The 15,060-nt window shown below is 72.7% G+C and carries 18 protein-coding genes; 10 read left to right on the top strand and 8 right to left on the bottom strand.

The features are described 5' to 3' along the window. The first annotated feature begins 202 nt into the window (after positions 1–202). Both FHR37_RS30200 and FHR37_RS30195 read left to right on the top strand, forming a co-directional pair. Complete coding sequence (locus tag FHR37_RS30200; protein ID WP_139239091.1) at positions 203–1,375, top strand: hypothetical protein; 1,173 nt, start codon at positions 203–205, stop codon at positions 1,373–1,375. A gap of 151 nt (positions 1,376–1,526) precedes the next feature. Next, the gene (locus FHR37_RS30195) at positions 1,527–2,267 is read left to right on the top strand and encodes an HAD-IIA family hydrolase (protein ID WP_175542683.1); all 741 of its coding nucleotides are present in this window, start codon (positions 1,527–1,529) and stop codon (positions 2,265–2,267) included. Here the strand turns inward: FHR37_RS30195 and FHR37_RS30190 are convergent. Further along, the gene (locus FHR37_RS30190; RefSeq protein ID WP_202818269.1) at positions 2,213–2,887 is read right to left on the bottom strand and encodes a TrmH family RNA methyltransferase; all 675 of its coding nucleotides are present in this window, start codon (positions 2,885–2,887) and stop codon (positions 2,213–2,215) included. The genes FHR37_RS30195 and FHR37_RS30190 overlap by 55 nt on opposite strands. Before the next feature lie 312 nt (positions 2,888–3,199). On the opposite strand from FHR37_RS30190, the gene FHR37_RS30185 reads away from it, so the two are divergent. Beyond that, entirely contained in the window at positions 3,200–3,919 is a 720-nt protein-coding gene (locus FHR37_RS30185; RefSeq protein ID WP_092886145.1) for a DedA family protein, read from the top strand. A gap of 39 nt (positions 3,920–3,958) precedes the next feature. On the opposite strand, the gene FHR37_RS30180 is transcribed toward FHR37_RS30185, so the two are convergent. The 4 genes from FHR37_RS30180 to FHR37_RS30165 all read right to left on the bottom strand — a co-directional run bounded on the left by FHR37_RS30180 (position 3,959) and on the right by FHR37_RS30165 (position 6,531). Then, on the bottom strand, positions 3,959–4,558 hold the full coding sequence (locus FHR37_RS30180; RefSeq protein WP_092886143.1) for a LemA family protein: 600 nt from the start codon (positions 4,556–4,558) through the stop codon (positions 3,959–3,961). Between the two features lie 10 nt (positions 4,559–4,568). Then, positions 4,569–5,114 (bottom strand): orotate phosphoribosyltransferase, encoded by a 546-nt coding sequence (gene pyrE, locus FHR37_RS30175; protein WP_092886141.1) that lies wholly within the window; start codon positions 5,112–5,114, stop codon positions 4,569–4,571. A gap of 63 nt (positions 5,115–5,177) precedes the next feature. Further along, a complete protein-coding gene (locus tag FHR37_RS30170; protein WP_092886139.1) occupies positions 5,178–5,951 on the bottom strand; it encodes an SDR family NAD(P)-dependent oxidoreductase in 774 nt (257 codons plus the stop codon). A 10-nt stretch (positions 5,952–5,961) separates the two neighbouring features. Further along, positions 5,962–6,531, bottom strand: coding sequence for a hypothetical protein (locus FHR37_RS30165; protein ID WP_139239090.1), 570 nt, complete (start codon positions 6,529–6,531; stop codon positions 5,962–5,964). Positions 6,532–6,736: 205 nt separating this feature from the next. Between FHR37_RS30165 and FHR37_RS30160 the strand changes: the two genes are divergently transcribed. After that, a complete protein-coding gene (locus tag FHR37_RS30160) occupies positions 6,737–7,900 on the top strand; it encodes a pyridoxal phosphate-dependent aminotransferase (RefSeq protein ID WP_092886317.1) in 1,164 nt (387 codons plus the stop codon). 64 nt (positions 7,901–7,964) lie between these two features. On the opposite strand, the gene FHR37_RS30155 is transcribed toward FHR37_RS30160, so the two are convergent. Further along, entirely contained in the window at positions 7,965–8,957 is a 993-nt protein-coding gene (locus FHR37_RS30155; RefSeq protein ID WP_092886135.1) for a helix-turn-helix transcriptional regulator, read from the bottom strand. A gap of 138 nt (positions 8,958–9,095) precedes the next feature. Here FHR37_RS30155 and FHR37_RS30150 point away from each other — a divergent pair, with 138 nt between their 5' ends. From FHR37_RS30150 to FHR37_RS30125, 6 genes are all read left to right on the top strand, one after another. Beyond that, entirely contained in the window at positions 9,096–9,614 is a 519-nt protein-coding gene (locus FHR37_RS30150; RefSeq protein ID WP_092886133.1) for a DUF3224 domain-containing protein, read from the top strand. A 78-nt stretch (positions 9,615–9,692) separates the two neighbouring features. Beyond that, a complete protein-coding gene (locus tag FHR37_RS30145; protein WP_092886131.1) occupies positions 9,693–10,418 on the top strand; it encodes a maleylpyruvate isomerase family mycothiol-dependent enzyme in 726 nt (241 codons plus the stop codon). Between the two features lie 78 nt (positions 10,419–10,496). Then, a complete protein-coding gene (locus tag FHR37_RS30140) occupies positions 10,497–11,624 on the top strand; it encodes a winged helix DNA-binding domain-containing protein (RefSeq protein WP_202818261.1) in 1,128 nt (375 codons plus the stop codon). A gap of 106 nt (positions 11,625–11,730) precedes the next feature. After that, positions 11,731–12,885, top strand: a complete 1,155-nt coding sequence (locus FHR37_RS30135; RefSeq protein WP_202818260.1) for an LLM class flavin-dependent oxidoreductase — start codon at positions 11,731–11,733, stop codon at positions 12,883–12,885. 5 nt (positions 12,886–12,890) lie between these two features. After that, complete coding sequence (locus tag FHR37_RS30130) at positions 12,891–13,658, top strand: FMN reductase (protein WP_092886129.1); 768 nt, start codon at positions 12,891–12,893, stop codon at positions 13,656–13,658. Then, complete coding sequence (locus tag FHR37_RS30125) at positions 13,655–14,104, top strand: tetratricopeptide repeat protein (RefSeq protein ID WP_092886127.1); 450 nt, start codon at positions 13,655–13,657, stop codon at positions 14,102–14,104. The genes FHR37_RS30130 and FHR37_RS30125 overlap by 4 nt, the downstream gene beginning before the upstream one ends. A 38-nt stretch (positions 14,105–14,142) precedes the next feature. Here the strand turns inward: FHR37_RS30125 and FHR37_RS30120 are convergent, their stop codons facing one another. Both FHR37_RS30120 and FHR37_RS30115 read right to left on the bottom strand, forming a co-directional pair. Further along, on the bottom strand, positions 14,143–14,658 hold the full coding sequence (locus FHR37_RS30120) for a DinB family protein (protein ID WP_237768965.1): 516 nt from the start codon (positions 14,656–14,658) through the stop codon (positions 14,143–14,145). Between the two features lie 132 nt (positions 14,659–14,790). Beyond that, positions 14,791–15,042 (bottom strand): S1 RNA-binding domain-containing protein, encoded by a 252-nt coding sequence (locus FHR37_RS30115; RefSeq protein WP_092886123.1) that lies wholly within the window; start codon positions 15,040–15,042, stop codon positions 14,791–14,793. Between the last annotated feature and the right edge of the window lie 18 nt (positions 15,043–15,060).

Genomic DNA, 15,060 nt, shown 5'->3' with positions numbered 1-15,060 from the left:
GCGCCGGAGCGGATTTCGGAGGCGGATCCGCTCCGGCGCATACCGATCTCCCCGGGACCGGCCATCGGTCCACCACGCCGGCCGGTCCGGGGAGATCGCGCCCGCCGCTACGACCTTCGGCTGATGCCGGGCCACCTGCGGGCCCACTCGGTCGGCCGTTCGGCAGAGGTGCCGGGCCGTCCGCGCGACGAGGCTGGACGGCATGAGCAGACGACCGCCCGCACCGGCGTTCACACCCGCACCCGGCCCGGCTTCGGGCGCACCCGCCCCTGCAGCAGCACCTGGCTCGACGTCGGCCTCGGGCGGCATGCCCGTGGCCTGGCCGGTCCGGCTGGGGTACGCCGCCACCGCCTGGTCCGCCCTCTACGCCGTACTCGGTCTGTTCTGGACCGCCGGCGGACCCGGCTTCCCGTTCGGGCCCGGCCACGACCCCGTGCCGTACGAGTCGGCCCTCGGTTCGGTGCCGGCCGGCGTCGCCGCGCCCGCCCTGGCCGCCTTCGGGATCCTCGGCGCGGTGCTCGGCCTGGTGGCCACCCGGTTCCTGGCGGCCGATCGCACCCTCGGCCGGGCCGCGCCGGCGTTCGTCGCGTACGCCGCGGTCACCGCGCTGGCCCTGCTGGTGGTCGTCCCCGACCGGCGGGTGCTGATGCTGGTGGCGTACGCGCCGATCCTCACCGGGGTCGGCCTCTACGTCCTGGTCACCGGCTCCTCGATGCCGCACCTGGGCGACCCGGGGCTGTGGACCGTCACCCAGCAGGCGGTGTTCGTGCTCGGCGGCCTGGCCTGGGCCGGGCTGGCGTTGGCCACCGCCCGCCGGTACCGCGCCGCCTGCCTGGCCTGTGGGCGTACGGCCGGGCGGGTCTCCCGCTGGACCACGCCCGCGACCGCCGCGAGGTGGGGGCGCTGGGCGGTCGGGCTGGCCGTGGTCGTTCCCCTCGTCTACGCCGGCACCCGGTGGGCGTGGGCGCTCGGCCTGCCGCTCGGCATCGACCAGGAGTTCTACCGCCAGGGCAAGGAGGACGGCCTGTGGATGGCGGGCGCTGCGCTCGGCTCGCTCGGCATCCTCGGCGCGGCCCTCACCCTGGGGCTCGTCCAGCGCTGGGGCGAGATCTACCCGCGCTGGCTGTGGTTCCGGGCCGGACGGACCGTGCCGCCGAAGGTCGCGATCGTCCCCGCGACGCTGGTGTCGGTGATCGTCACCGCGGCCGGGCTGGCGTACTGGCGGCTGATCTGGCGTCCGGAGTTTTCCCAGCAGTGGTGGGCCACCCTGGGCCCCGAACTGCTGTGGCCGCTGTGGGGCGCCGGGCTCGCCGCCGCCACGCTGGCGTACCACCTGCGCCGGCGCGGCACCTGCCGGACCTGCGGGCAGAGCTGATCGGGAGCTGAGCCGTACGGGGCCGGTCGTGATCGGAGGACCTCGGCGCGCCCCGGGCCGGTCCGCTCCGGCTACGGTAGGCGCGCGGGGTCCCCGATCCGGAGGTGGCGAGGTGTCCGAACGCAGGCCGGTCGAGTGCTGGCTCGCCGACATGGACGGCGTGCTCGTCCACGAGGGCCATCCCGTCCCCGGCGCACCGGAGTTCATCTCCCGGCTGCGCGAGTCGGGCAAACGGTTCCTCGTCCTCACCAACAACTCGATCTACACCGCGCGCGACCTGAGCGCCCGGCTGCAGGCGGTGGGGCTGGACGTCAGCGAGGACCTGATCTGGACGTCCGCGCTGGCGACCGCCGCGTTCCTCGCCGACCAGGCGCCCGGGGGCAGCGCGTTCGTGATCGGCGAGGCGGGGCTGATCACCGCCCTGCACGGCATGGGGTACGTCCTCACCGACCGCAACCCCGACTACGTCGTACTCGGCGAGACCCGCACGTACAGCTTCTCCACCATCACCACCGCCATCCGGCTGGTCGAGCGCGGCGCGCGGTTCCTGGCCACCAACCCCGACACGGTCGGCCCCTCGCCGGAGGGCCCGCTGCCGGCGACCGGCGCGGTGGCCGCGCTGATCACCAAGGCGACCGGCGTCGAGCCCTACTTCGTCGGCAAGCCCAACCCGCTGATGATGCGCAGCGCGCTCAACCGCATCGAGGCGCACTCGGAGACCACCGCGATGGTGGGCGACCGGATGGACACCGACGTCATCTCCGGCATCGAGGCCGGGCTGCGTACCGTGCTGGTGCTGTCCGGGGTCACCCGGCGCGAGGACATCGGGCGCTACCCCTACCGCCCGTCGCTGGTGGTCGACTCCGTCGCCGACCTGGTGGACGAGGTCTGAGGCGAGGTCTGCTGGCCGTACCGGTGCCGGCGTACCCACGCGTGCATCGCCACCGCCGCGGCCGCGCCCGCGTTGACCGAGCGGGTCGAGCCGTACTGCGCGATGGAAAGTACGTCGGTGCACGCCCGCCGCGCCGGCTCGGACAGGCCCGGGCCCTCCTGCCCGAACAGCAGCACGCACGCCCGAGGCAGTTCGTACGTCTCCAGTTCGACGGCACCGGGCAGGTTGTCCACGCCGAGCAACGGCAGGTCGCGCTCCGCGGCCCACGCCGCCAGCGCGTCGACGTCGGGATGATGGCGTACGTGCTGGTACCGGTCGGTCACCATCGCGCCGCGGCGGTTCCAGCGCCGCCGGCCTACCACGTGGACCTCCCGGGCGAGGAACGCGTTCGCGGTACGCACGACCGAGCCGATGTTCAGGTCGTGCTGCCAGTTCTCCACCGCGACGTGGAAGTCGTGCCGGTGCGTGTCCAGGTCGGCGACCACCGCCTCCCGGCGCCAGTAGCGGTAGCGGTCGACGACGTTTCGCCGGTCGCCCTGCTCCAGCAGCTCGGGGTCGTAGCGCGGGTCGTCGGGCCAGGGCCCCTCCCACGGGCCCACGCCGACCGGCGCGTCGGACAGGCCGGGCTCGTCTGTCCCGTCCGGCCTGTCGGCCCCGTCGGGCTCGTCGCGGTGGCCGGGCAGCCCGGAGTCGTCACGAAGTCGCACCGCACCATCTTCGACGGGACGTCGCGACTCCGGCCCGCGGCCCCCGTCCCGGGCACCGTGTCGGGCACCGCCCGCGCCATGCCGTCCCACCCACATCCGGGCCGACCTCGCGTACCCGGGCGGGACGGGCATTCGATCCCATTCCGGCGCGGGCCGGCCGAACCACCGCCGGCACGAGGTCGTACGGCCGGAGAAGTTCCGGGGTTGGCCAGCTACGCTCTCTGAGTGCCACCCACGACGACACTCGCCACCACACTCGCGCTGCTTCCCTCCTGGCTCGACGCCCAGAAGATCCTGGACACGCTCGGCCCCTACGCGCTGGTCGGGGTGTTGCTCATCATCTTCGCCGAGTGCGGGCTGCTCGTCGGCTTCTTCCTCCCGGGCGACTCACTGCTGTTCACCGCCGGTCTGCTGGTGGCGACGGGCTCCATCGGCACGCCGCTGTGGCTGGTGTGCGTTCTCGTCGCCGTCGCCGCGACCGTGGGAAACCTGGTCGGCTACGGCATCGGCTTCCGCGCCGGGCCACGGGTGTTCGGGCGGGAGGACTCACGGCTTTTCAAACGGGAGTACGTCGACAAGACGCAGGACTTCTTCGGCAAGTACGGCGCCCGCGCCATCGTGCTGGCCCGCTTCGTACCCATCGTGCGGACGTTCATCACCGTGACCGCGGGCGTGGCGAAGATGGACTTCCGCCGCTACGCCACCTACACCTCGATTGGTGCGGTCGTCTGGGGCGCCGGGGTCACCGTCCTCGGCTTCTTCCTGGGCCGGATCGAGGTGGTCCGGACCAACATCGAGCTGATGCTGGTCGCGGTCGTCCTGGTGTCGGTGGTCCCGATCGGCCTGGAGTACCTCCGCATGCGGGCGACCCATCGCAACCAGCAGCCGGCCACGCCGACGCCGGAGGCGGAGACCGAGACGCCCCAGGCCGACCGGCGCAGCTGACCCGTGCACCTCGAGGTGCACGGCTGACCGCTGCTCCCGCTACTGGTCGCCGGGCGGGATCTGGGACGGCGTTCCCAGCGCACCGAAGTCGATCGCCGGCGCCGCGCGCACCTGCGCCTCCTCGACCTCGAAGTACTCCGCCTTCTCGAAGCCGCAGCGGGCGGCCAGCAGGCTGGAGGGCAAGGCCTCGACGCGGGTGTTGTACGCCCGTACGTTCGCGTTGTAGAAGCGCCGGCCGGCCGCGATCCGGTCCTCGGTCTCGGCCACCTGCCGCTGGAGGTTCAGGAACTCCTCGTCCCCGGCGAGCGCCGGGTGCCGGTCGGCCAGCGCGAACAGCCGCCGCAGCCCCTCCGCGAGCGCCGCCTCCCGGCCGGCCCGGACGGACAGGTCGCCGCCGCCTCGCGCCGCCACCTCGGCCCGCCGGGCGACCTCGGCGAACACCGGCCCCTCACCGTGCTCGTGGGTGCGGACCGATTCGAGCAGGCCGGGCACCAGGTCGTACCGGCGGTGGAGTTCGACGTCCACCTGCCGCCAGGAGTCCTGGACGAGGTTGCGCTGGCTGACGAACCGGTTGTACGACACCACCCCGCCCGCGACGACCAGCACGACGAGGACGACGGCGGCGGCAATCCAGATCACGCGGACCCCACTACCCCAGGCCGAGGTCGGTGAGTCCGTAGACGTACCGGTAGGGCAGCCCGGCCGCCTCGACCTTCGCCTGCGCACCGGTGCTCCGGTCGGCGAGGACCGCCACCGCGACCACGTTGGCGCCCGCCTCGCGCAGCGCCTCCACCGCGGTGAGGACCGACGAGCCGGTGGTCGAGGTGTCCTCCACCGCGAGCACCCGCCGGCCGGCCACGTCGGGCCCCTCGATCCGGCGCTGCAGGCCGTGCCGCTTCTCCTCCTTGCGGACGACGAACGCGTCCAGCCGCTGCCCCTGCGCCGCCGCGGCATGCAGCATCGCGGTCGCCAGCGGGTCGGCCCCGAGCGTCAGGCCGCCCACGGCGTCGAAGTCGAGGTCGCCGGTGAGCTCCAGCATCTGCCGTCCCACCAGCGGCGCGGCCGCACCGTCGAGGGTGATCCGGCGCAGATCGATGTAGTAGTCGGCGGTCTTTCCCGACGACAACGTGACGGTCTCGCGGACGATCGCCTTGGACGTGATCTGGTCGAGGAGTTGCGAACGCTCACTGGGCACGGCGGCAAGCTTAGGACACGCCCCGGGCCCGCCCGTGTGGAGACAGGCTCAGCACGGACGGGTTCAGCGGCGGCGCATCCGCACACCGCGGGCGGCAGCCCGCACCAACGGCCGCGGCGCGTACCTCGCGGCACCCGCGACCACCTGGTAGCGGGTCGTCGGCACCACCACCGGGCCGGCCCGGCCGGAGTCCAGGTGGCGCAGGGTGGCGTCCACCACGTCCGGAGGCGTCAGCCACATGAAGTCCGGCAGACCCCGCACCCTCAGACCGGACCGCTGGTGGAACTCCGTGCGCACGTAGCCCGGGCACACCGCGAACGCGCGGACACCGGTGCCCACCAGGTCGTTCGCGACGCCCTCGGTGAAGGTCGTTACCCACGCCTTCGCCGCGCCGTAGGTGCCATAGGGCGCGAACCCGGCAACGCTGGAGACGTTGACCACCGCGCCGGTACGACGGGCCAGCATGCCGGGCAGGGCGGCCTTGGTGAGCCGCAGCACCGCGACGACGAGCACGTCGAGGAGGCGTTCCTCGTCGTCGGAAGTGCTGTCGAGGAAGCCCTCGCCCATGCCGTAGCCCGCGTTGTTGATCAGCAGGTCGACCGGTTGCTCGCCGGCCCGCAGGCGTTCCTCGACCGTACGAAGGTCCGCCTTGTCGGCGAGGTCGGCCGGCAGGACCTCGCAGTTCACCCCGAACCGGCCGGAGAGTTCGGTGGCGAGGGACCTCAGCCTGGCCCGGTCGCGGGCGACGAGCACGAGGTCGAAGCCGCGAGCGGCGAGCGCCTCGGCGTAGGCGCGACCGAGGCCGGCGGTGGGTCCGGTGACGAGAGCGGTAGGCATGATCTCCGAATCAGACGCGCAGGCGCCGGGTGGTGGCGAACCAGGGACGGGCGGCCGGCAGCCACAGGAGTACGGCGGCGACCGTGCCGGTGGCGAGGAGGGCGAGCCCCACGATGGACATCCCGGTCGCGACGAAGTTGAAGACGTTCGCGACCGCGAGGACCGTCGCGACCGTGCGGGCCCAGGGCTTCCCCTTGCCGTTCATCACCGCCATCAGGATCCACAACGCCACCGCCAGCGCGCCGAACACGACGAACAGCGTCAGGCTGGTGTTGACAGTGGCGTCGATCTTGTCGGGGGTGAGCGGCTGCTTCTGCCCGCGGAGCATCTCGCGGGCGTCGTTGGCGAGCCGGTCGCGCGAACCGAACACCGCGACCGCCGAGACCGCCGACAGCGCCGCACCGAGGTACATGAGGTAGACCGCGATCTGGACCACGCGGGGACGTTCGGTCGGCCGCGCGGACGCGTCCTCCTCACCGCGAGGCCAGTGGGGCATCGGCGGCATCCCGGACATGCCCGAGGTCCCGGACGTGCCGGAGGTCCCGGACGTCCCGGGCCTGGGTGGGTTCGTCTCGCTCATGCGGACCTCCTGGTCGTGTGTCCCCATCCTCGCCGACACGGGTTCGCGTACCGACTGCCACCTTGCCATCGGCCGCGGTCGCGGCGCGCGACCGACCCCGGACGCCTCCCCGCCCATGCCCACCGGAACGGACTGCCGGGAAGCGCCACCGGCGGTCTCCGGAAAGGCTCCGGCAGTAAGGTCGGTGACCGTGACGCACCCACGGATGGCTGCCCGCCTGCAGGGTCTCGGGACGACGATCTTCGCAGAGATGTCGGCGCTCGCACTGCGAACCTCCTCGATCAACCTCGGCCAGGGTTTCCCCGACACCGACGGCCCGACGCCGATGCTGGACGCCGCGGTCGACGCGATCCGGTCCGGTGAGCACAACCAGTACCCACCGGGCATCGGCATCGCCGCCCTGCGCGAGGCGGTGTCCGCGCACCAGCGCCGCTTCTACGACCTGGAGTACGACCCGGACACCGAGGTGCTCGTCACCGCGGGCGCGACCGAGGCGATCGCGGCCGCGCTGCTGGCCCTGGTCGAGCCGGGCGACGAGGTGGTCGCGCTGGAGCCGTACTACGACTCCTACGCGGCCGGGATCGCGATGGCCGGCGGGCGGCGCGTGCCGGTCACCCTGCGGGCGCCGGACTTCCGGCTGGACGTCGACGCGCTCCGCGCCGCGGTCACCTCGCGCACCAAGCTGCTGCTCGTCAACTCACCGCACAACCCGACCGGCACCGTGCTCACCGCGGACGAGCTGGCGGCGATCGCCGAGCTCGCCGTCGAGCGTGACCTGCTGGTGGTGACCGACGAGGTGTACGAACACCTGTCCTACGACGGTGCGCCGCACATCCCACTCGCGACGTACCCCGGGATGCGCGAGCGCACCGTGACCATCTCCAGCGCCGGGAAGACGTTCGCCGTCACCGGCTGGAAGATCGGCTGGGTCTGCGCCACTCCGCCGCTGGTGGCCGCGGTGCGCACCGCCAAGCAGTTCCTCACCTACGTCTCCGGCGGGCCGTTCCAGCCGGCGGTCGCGAAGGCGCTGGCGTTCGGCGACGACTACTACGCCGGTCTGCGGTCGTCCCTGCAGGGCAAGCGTGACCTGCTCAGCGCGGGCCTGTCCTCGCTGGGGCTGGACGTGTTCGTGCCCGGTGGGACGTACTTCGTCACCACCGACGTACGCCCGCTCGGGTACGACGACGGCGTGGAGTTCTGCCGGATGCTGCCCGAGCGCTGCGGCGTGGTCGCCATCCCGCACGAGGTGTTCTACGACGACAAGCAGGCCGGGCGGCCGCTGGTGCGCTGGGCGTTCTGCAAGCGGGACGAGGTGCTGTCGGAGGCGGTGGACCGGCTGCGGACCGGCCTGGCCGGCGGGCCGCGCTAGGCCGTATTCGACCTCGGAGCTCACGCTCGAGTGGTGCAGATTCTTCCGCGGAAGAATTTCCGCCTCACCCGGACGACTCGCCGGGGCCGTCGGCGTAGAGCCGGGTGACCTCGGCGGCGCTGCGCACCATCAGCTCGCGCAGCTCCGCGGGCTCCAGCACCTCCAGATCCGGGCCGAACCGGAAGAACTCCATCCGCGCGTGCGTCGGCGTCTCGATCGGCAGCGTCGCCCGCACCCACCCGTGCTCGTCCGGCGGCCCGGCCGTCTCGCGCAACGCCCGGGCCGCGTGCGGGCCGAGGTAGTACGGCACGAGGTCGCGGGCCAGCGGCGACAGCCGCACCACGGCCTCGGAGTGGAACAGCCGGGCACGGTAGTTCTCGGCCCAGGACGCCCAGTAGCCGGCGAGGTCGAAGTCCGCGGCGCGTTCGAAGTGGTCCGGGTGCCGGGTGAGCGAGCGGATCCGCCCGACGCGGTAGCTGCGGAAGTCGCCGTCGACGCGGGCCGCGACGTACCAGACCCCGGTCTTGAGAACCAGGCCGTACGGCTCGAGCACGCGGGTGACCTCCTCCCGGCCCCACGGCTCGTAGCGCACCTCCACCACCTGCTGGTTCCAGACCGCCTCGGCCAGCGCGGCCAGGTGCTCGGAGCTCTCCACCTCGCGGAACCAGCTCGGCGCGTCCAGGTGGAACCGCTCCCGGATCCGGCCGGCGCGCGAGCGCAGCTCCGGTGGCAGCGCGGCCAGCAGCTTCACCTGCGCGGCCGCGAGCACCGAGCCGAGGCCGAGCTCGGCCGCCGCGTCGCCCGGGATGCCGGCGAACAGCGACTCCGCCTCGTCCCCGGTGAGGCCGGTGAGCTTGGTCCGGAACCCACCGAGCAGCTGGTAGCCGCCGGCCGGGCCGCGGTCGGCGTAGACGGGAACGCCCGCCGCGGACAGCGACTCGACGTCGCGGTAGACGGTGCGGACCGACACCTCCAGCTCCGCGGCAAGCTCGGGTGCGGTCATCCGGCCGCGGGCCTGGAGCAGGAGCAGCAGGGACAGCAGCCTGCCGGCGCGCATGTCCGCTCCCTTCCTCGGGCCGTTCGTTGGAATCTTCTCGTACGTACCTGACAGTACGTGGCAGGTATCCCGGCAAGGGTTAGCCGCGTGCCCGGCCGTGGGCATGAGCATCCGCGACGAACCAGGGAGAACCACCTCATGCCGAACGCCTCGACACCCAGCACCCCGGGCGCGACCACCGCCGACGCGGCCACCGCCGACGCGAGCCCGGCCGGCGACCGGCTCGGATCCACCGGACCGGACGGCACCTTCTCCTACACGACGTGGGAGGAGGCCCAGCCGGAGCCGGGCGAGGAGTGCCCCCGGGTGGCGCACGCGTACACCACCAACACCTTCACCGGTGCGATCGACGGCACCGGCGAGGCCCACCACGTGATGTTCTACGGACCGGGCGAGGGCCAGTGGGGCGCCGGCCACTTCCACGGCTACGAGAAGGTGACCGGCACCGTCGGCGGACGTACCGGCAGCTTCGTCCTCGCCCACGACGGCGGCTTCTCCGGTACGACGGTCCGCGCGGACTGGAGCGTCGTTCCCGGGTCGGCCACCGGGGAGCTCGCCGGTCTGCGCGGCCGGGGAAACTTCGTCGCCGAGCACGGTGTCGGTGCCGTGGAGTACACATTCGGCTACGCCTTCGACGACCAGCAGCAGCAGCGCTGACCCAGGATTCGGATCCACCGAGCCACCGGTCCACCCCGGAGCAAACCCGCAGCAAGCCTGGAGCAAAGGAGCCCCACGATGAGCGACACCGTCCGGCCCGAATCGGCCGCGCAGTCCCAGTCCGCCGGCCAGTCCGACCAGTCCGCCACCGAGTTGTACGACGCCGCCATGGCCCGGACCGCCGCCCTCCTGCGCGACGCCGACCCGGGCACGCCCGTCGACGCCTGCCCCGGGTGGACCGTCGAGGCGCTGGCCGCGCACCTGGCGGGCGCGCTGGCCGACTTCGCGGCCCAGCGGTTCGACCTGGCCTCCGGCGACGACTTCGGGGAGCGGACCGTGCGCGAACGCGACGGGCAGTCGGTGGCCGACTCGCTCGTGGAGTGGGAGCGCCACCGCGCCGACGCCGAGCCGCTGCTGACCTCGCCGATGGGCACGGTGCTGGTGACCGAGGTCGTCTCCCACGAGCAGGACCTGCGCACCGCGCTGGACAAACCGGGTGCGCGCACCGACCCCGCGGTGCGGGTCGGGCTCACCCGGCCCCTGGAGCAGATCGACCAGCGGCTGCGGGAGTCCGGCGGCCCGGCGGTCCGGCTGGTGATCGACGACGAGGAGCCGCGGACCATCGGAGCGGGGGAGCCGGTGGCCACACTGCGGGTGGCGGCGTACGACCTGCTCCGCACCGTCGGCGGCCGGCGCACCCGTGACCAGGTGCGCGCCCTGAGCTGGGACGGCGACCCCGAACCCGCGCTGGACTCCTTGCCGCTGTTCGGGACCTACCGCGACACTCCGTTGCGAGGCGAGTAGGCACGCCCCCGGCCGGCCGAGCGACGGTCCGGGACACCGCAGAACGCTCCGGGGACACGGCTGAACGAGAGGAGTCCGATGATGCTCGACGTCGACCGGGATCAGGTGCTGGCGTACCGCGCCGCCGCGCAGGGTCTCGACCGGTCCACCGACGACCCGGCCAAGCTGGGCGTGCTCGACCTCGGCGTGCAGCACAGCGCCGCGCACACCGCCCGGCTGGCGCTCTCCGCCCGGTTGCCCCGGCTGCCAGACGGCGACGCCGACCCGTTCGCCGACGAGGGCGCGTTCGCGGTGTTGTGGTCCGTACGCGGGGCGCCTCACCTGCACCGGCGCGCCGACCTCGCTCACCTGGCCCGGGCGCTGTGGCCCCGCGGCGAGGCCGACGCGCACTCCCGGCTGGCCGCCGAGCGCAAGCCGCTCAAGGAGTCCGGCATCGGTGCGCTGGAGGCGTTCGCCGCGGCGGCGAAGGCGCTGCGGTCGGTGGTGACCAGGCCGATGCCGAAGGGTGAGGTGAGCGCGGCGGTCACCGCGAAGCTGCCGGACGCGTACTCCTACGACTGCCGAAGCTGCAAGGCCCGCCACGTCTACGGCGGGCTGCTGCAGCAGGTCGGCCTGCCCGCCGGCGTACGCCAGGAGTTCGACACCTCCCCGCCGGTGCTGGCGCCGCTGGAGAAGCGGCCCGCGGTGCCCACCAGGCCGGCCGGCACCGCCGACGTCGTCCGTGCGTACCTCCGCCTGCACGGCCCGGCGACGGCAGCCGACGCGGCGGGCTACTTCGGCACCTCGCAGACCGAGCTCCGGCACAGCTGGCCGGACGGGCTGGTCGAGGTACGCGCGGATGGCCGGAAGTGCTGGCTGCCGGAGGAGGACCTCGCCGCGCTGCGCGGGGCGACCGCGCCGGAGCACGTGCGGCTGCTGCCGCCGCTGGACCCGTTCCTGCAGTCACGCGACCGCGATCTGCTCGTCCCCGACCCGGCGCGGCAGAAGGAGGTCTGGAAGATCCTCGGCAACCCGGGTGCGGTCCTGGTCCGCGGCGACGTCGCCGGGGTGTGGCGGGCGAAGACGGCGGCCAGGAAACGGCTGGCGGTGACGGTGCGGGGATTCGGCCGGATCGGCAAGGCCGACCGAGCGCTCGTCGCGGAGGAGGCCGATCGCATGGCCGGTGTCCGCGGACTGGCGGAGGCTGCCGTGACGTACGAAACCTGACAAATCCTCTGGCCGGCCGGGCTGCCGGCGGACCGGGAATAGACCCACGGTGCTGAACGCTGAAGCAGATCAGTTGAAAGTTGAACGATCTAGGGAGGCGGCAGCCGTGCAGTTCGGCATCTTCACCGTCGGCGACGTGACCGTGGACCCCACCACCGGCCGGGCACCGACCGAGCACGAGCGGATCAAGGCGATGACCGCGATCGCGCTCAAGGCCGAGGAGGTCGGGCTCGACGTCTTCGCCACCGGCGAGCACCACAACCCGCCGTTCGTGCCGTCCTCCCCCACCACGATGCTGGGCTGGATCGCCGCCCGGACGCGGAAGCTGATCCTGTCCACGTCGACCACGCTGATCACCACGAACGACCCGGTGAAGATCGCCGAGGACTTCGCGATGCTGCAGCACCTGGCCGACGGGCGGGTGGACCTCATGCTCGGCCGCGGCAACACCGGCCCGGTCTACCCGTGGTTCGGGCAGGACATCCGGCAGGGCATCCCGCTGGCGGTGGAGAACTACGCGTTGCTGCACCGGCTGTGGCGGGAGGACGTCGTCGACTGGGAGGGGCGGTTCCGTACGCCACTGCAGGGATTCACCTCCACGCCGCGTCCGCTGGACGGCGTACCGCCGTTCGTCTGGCACGGGTCGATCCGCAGCCCGGAGATCGCCGAGCAGGCCGCCTACTACGGAGACGGCTTCTTCGCCAACAACATCTTCTGGCCGAAGGACCACTTCCGCCGGCTGATCAACCTCTACCGCACGCGCTACGCCCACTACGGGCACGGCACGCCGGAGCAGGCGATCGTCGGGCTCGGCGGGCAGGTGTTCATGCGGGCCAACTCCCAGGACGCGGTACGGGAGTTCCGTCCGTACTTCGACAACGCGCCCGTCTACGGGAACGGCCCCTCGCTGGAGGAGTTCACCCGGGAGACCCCGCTGACCGTCGGCAGCCCGCAGCAGGTCATCGAGAAGACGCTGACCTTCCGCGAGACGTTCGGCGACTACCAGCGGCAGATGTTCCTGATGGACCACGCCGGCCTTCCGCTGAAGACCGTCCTGGAACAACTCGACCTGCTCGGCGAACAGGTCGTGCCGGTGCTGCGGGAGGAGTTCGCCAAGGGGCGTCCGGCCGGCGTGCCGGAGGCTCCCTCCCACGCAGCCCTGCTGGCTCGCCGCACCGAGTCGGCCGCGCCGGCCGAGCCCACCGAGCCCACCGACGAGACCAGTCATTCCACCGAGAACGCCGAGATCGTGAGGAGCTGAATCCCATGGCCACACGTACGCCTCTTCGGCTCACGGTCGTCTCGGCCGGGCTGAGCGTCCCGTCGTCCACCCGGCTGCTGGCCGACCGGCTCACCGACGCGACCCGGCGGGCGCTGGCCGCCCGGGGCCGGGAGGTCGAGGTCACGGTGGTCGAACTCCGCGACCTGGCCACCGACGTCGCCAACAACCTGGTGACCGGCTTCCCGTCGCGGCGGCTGTCCGACGCCCTCGCCTCTGTGTCGGAAGCGGACGGCCTGATCGCCGTCACCCCGGTGTTCTCCGCCTCCTACAGCGGGCTGTTCAAGTCGTTCTTCGATGTCGTCGACAACGACGCGTTGACAGGTACGCCGGTGCTCGCCGCGGCGACCGGCGGGACGGCGCGGCACTCACTCGCCCTGGAGCACGCGCTCCGGCCGCTGTTCACGTTCCTGCGCGCGGTCGTCGTACCCACCGCGGTGTACGCCGCCGCCGAGGACTGGGGTGGGCGCGGCGACTCCATGACCGAGGGGCTGCCCACCCGGATCGAACGCGCTGCCGGCGAGCTGGCCGACCTGCTGGCCGGCCGAGTGCACGGCGACGCACGTGCCGCCGTCGACGTACGGGCGGATGGCGTACGGACGAATGGCGCACGGGTGGACGGCGACGCCCGTGTCGTCGATGGCCGACCCGCCGAGGAGACGTTCGTGCCGTTCGAGCAGTACCTCGCCGCCCTGAGGCCCGATCAGCCACCAGACCTGATAGCCACCGACGAGCCCTCCGGAGGATTGCGATGACCGACAGGTTCAACACCGTTCGCCCCGACGGCGAGGCCACCGCCGACCGCTGGGCCGGGGCGCTGCACCTCTTCGACCAGGCCGACGAGAACGCCGGGACCGGCGGGGGCAGCGTGGCCTCCCCGGCCGAGGAGGCGCCCGCGGACCGGTGGGAGCGCGCCGGCCTGATGTTCGCCGAACGCCGGTACATCGCGTCCGCGCGACTGCTGGCCGGTCTGGTGGAGGAGTTCCCGCGCCACACCGCGGCCCGGCTGCTGCTCGCCCGGGCGTACTACCACTCGGCCCAGCTGAACCGGGCCGAGGAGCAACTGCGGGCCGTGATCGACCAGGACCCGGTCGAGCCGTACGCACATCTGTTGCTGGGCAGGGTTCTGGAACGTCGGAGCCGTCCTGACGAGGCCGCGACCTGGCTGCGCAGGGCGGACGCCTTCACCGCCGACGCATAGCCGCGTACTCGACAGGTGACGCGACACCGCCGACGGCGTCACTCCCCTGTGGCGCCGTCGGCAAGCTCGCGGGCGACGTCGAGGTGACCGGCGTGCCGGGCGTACTCCTGTAGCACGTGGAAGAGGATCCAGCCCAACGACGGCTGGGCGTCCACGTCCGCCGGAAACCTGCCCCCGAGCGCGGACAGGTCCGAGAGCGCGCCGCCGGCCACGATCTCCCTGGAACGCGCCACCTGCGCGTGGAACGCCGCCAGCAGATCGTCCACGGACTCCTCCGGACGGACCCGCCAGCGCCCGTCTGGGCCGTCGTCTGCCCACGGGTCCTCGACCTGCTCGGCCAGAAAGCCCCACACCAGCCACCGGCGTTCCACGTGCGTGAGGTGCTTGAGCAGCTGGAGCGGCGTCCAGCCCGACGGGAGCCGGCTGGATCGCAACTCCTCCTCGGACAGGCCGTCCAGCTTGCGGAGCACCACGTCGCGGTAGTAGTCGAGGAAGCCGGCCAACAGGTCCTGGGGATCGGTCAGCGCGTAGTCGGGCTCGGAGGGTTCGCTCACGGGCGAGACCCTAGAACACCGGAGCCCGACCGCCGGGGTTCCGATGGCGGTGTCTTCTGCGAACCCCGGCGGCCGTTGGCACGCTCACCCCGGCTCGCGGCCACGACTCACGTCACGAGCCGGTACCAGACATCACGCCGGGCTCAGCGCGAACCGGTGGTTGTCCGCGTCGATCGCCTCGATCCGCGCGGGCACCCGGGCACCGACCTCGGGCAGCGTCGGCCACGTCGCCTTCGGGGCCAGTCCGTCGACCGCGTCGATCCGGACAAAGGCGCCGAACGCGACGACGCTCACGACGTCACCCTCGACCACGTCGCCGACGGAGTACCGGTCCACGAACCGAGCCCAGACGGCCTCGTCGTTGGAATGTTCAGGGCGGGACATGCAATCACCTCCTCTCCG

The organism is Actinopolymorpha cephalotaxi (genome assembly GCF_013408535.1).
GTDB classification, from domain to species: Bacteria; Actinomycetota; Actinomycetes; order Propionibacteriales; family Actinopolymorphaceae; genus Actinopolymorpha; species Actinopolymorpha cephalotaxi.
Note: the sequence above shows the minus strand (reverse complement) of the source record. Positions and strands in the feature narration are given on the sequence as shown.

Coding starts and splice junctions, on each gene's coding strand:
- FHR37_RS30170 (WP_092886139.1), bottom strand. CDS start 5,951: ATGCCTACCGCTCTCGTCACCGGACCCACCGCCGGCCTCGGTCGCGCC.
- FHR37_RS30150 (WP_092886133.1), top strand. CDS start 9,096: ATGCCGAACGCCTCGACACCCAGCACCCCGGGCGCGACCACCGCCGAC.
- FHR37_RS30145 (WP_092886131.1), top strand. CDS start 9,693: ATGAGCGACACCGTCCGGCCCGAATCGGCCGCGCAGTCCCAGTCCGCC.
- FHR37_RS30130 (WP_092886129.1), top strand. CDS start 12,891: ATGGCCACACGTACGCCTCTTCGGCTCACGGTCGTCTCGGCCGGGCTG.
- FHR37_RS30115 (WP_092886123.1), bottom strand. CDS start 15,042: ATGTCCCGCCCTGAACATTCCAACGACGAGGCCGTCTGGGCTCGGTTC.
- FHR37_RS30165 (WP_139239090.1), bottom strand. CDS start 6,531: ATGAGCGAGACGAACCCACCCAGGCCCGGGACGTCCGGGACCTCCGGC.
- FHR37_RS30160 (WP_092886317.1), top strand. CDS start 6,737: ATGGCTGCCCGCCTGCAGGGTCTCGGGACGACGATCTTCGCAGAGATG.
- FHR37_RS30155 (WP_092886135.1), bottom strand. CDS start 8,957: ATGCGCGCCGGCAGGCTGCTGTCCCTGCTGCTCCTGCTCCAGGCCCGC.
- FHR37_RS30125 (WP_092886127.1), top strand. CDS start 13,655: ATGACCGACAGGTTCAACACCGTTCGCCCCGACGGCGAGGCCACCGCC.
- FHR37_RS30200 (WP_139239091.1), top strand. CDS start 203: ATGAGCAGACGACCGCCCGCACCGGCGTTCACACCCGCACCCGGCCCG.
- FHR37_RS30195 (WP_175542683.1), top strand. CDS start 1,527: ATGGACGGCGTGCTCGTCCACGAGGGCCATCCCGTCCCCGGCGCACCG.
- FHR37_RS30140 (WP_202818261.1), top strand. CDS start 10,497: ATGATGCTCGACGTCGACCGGGATCAGGTGCTGGCGTACCGCGCCGCC.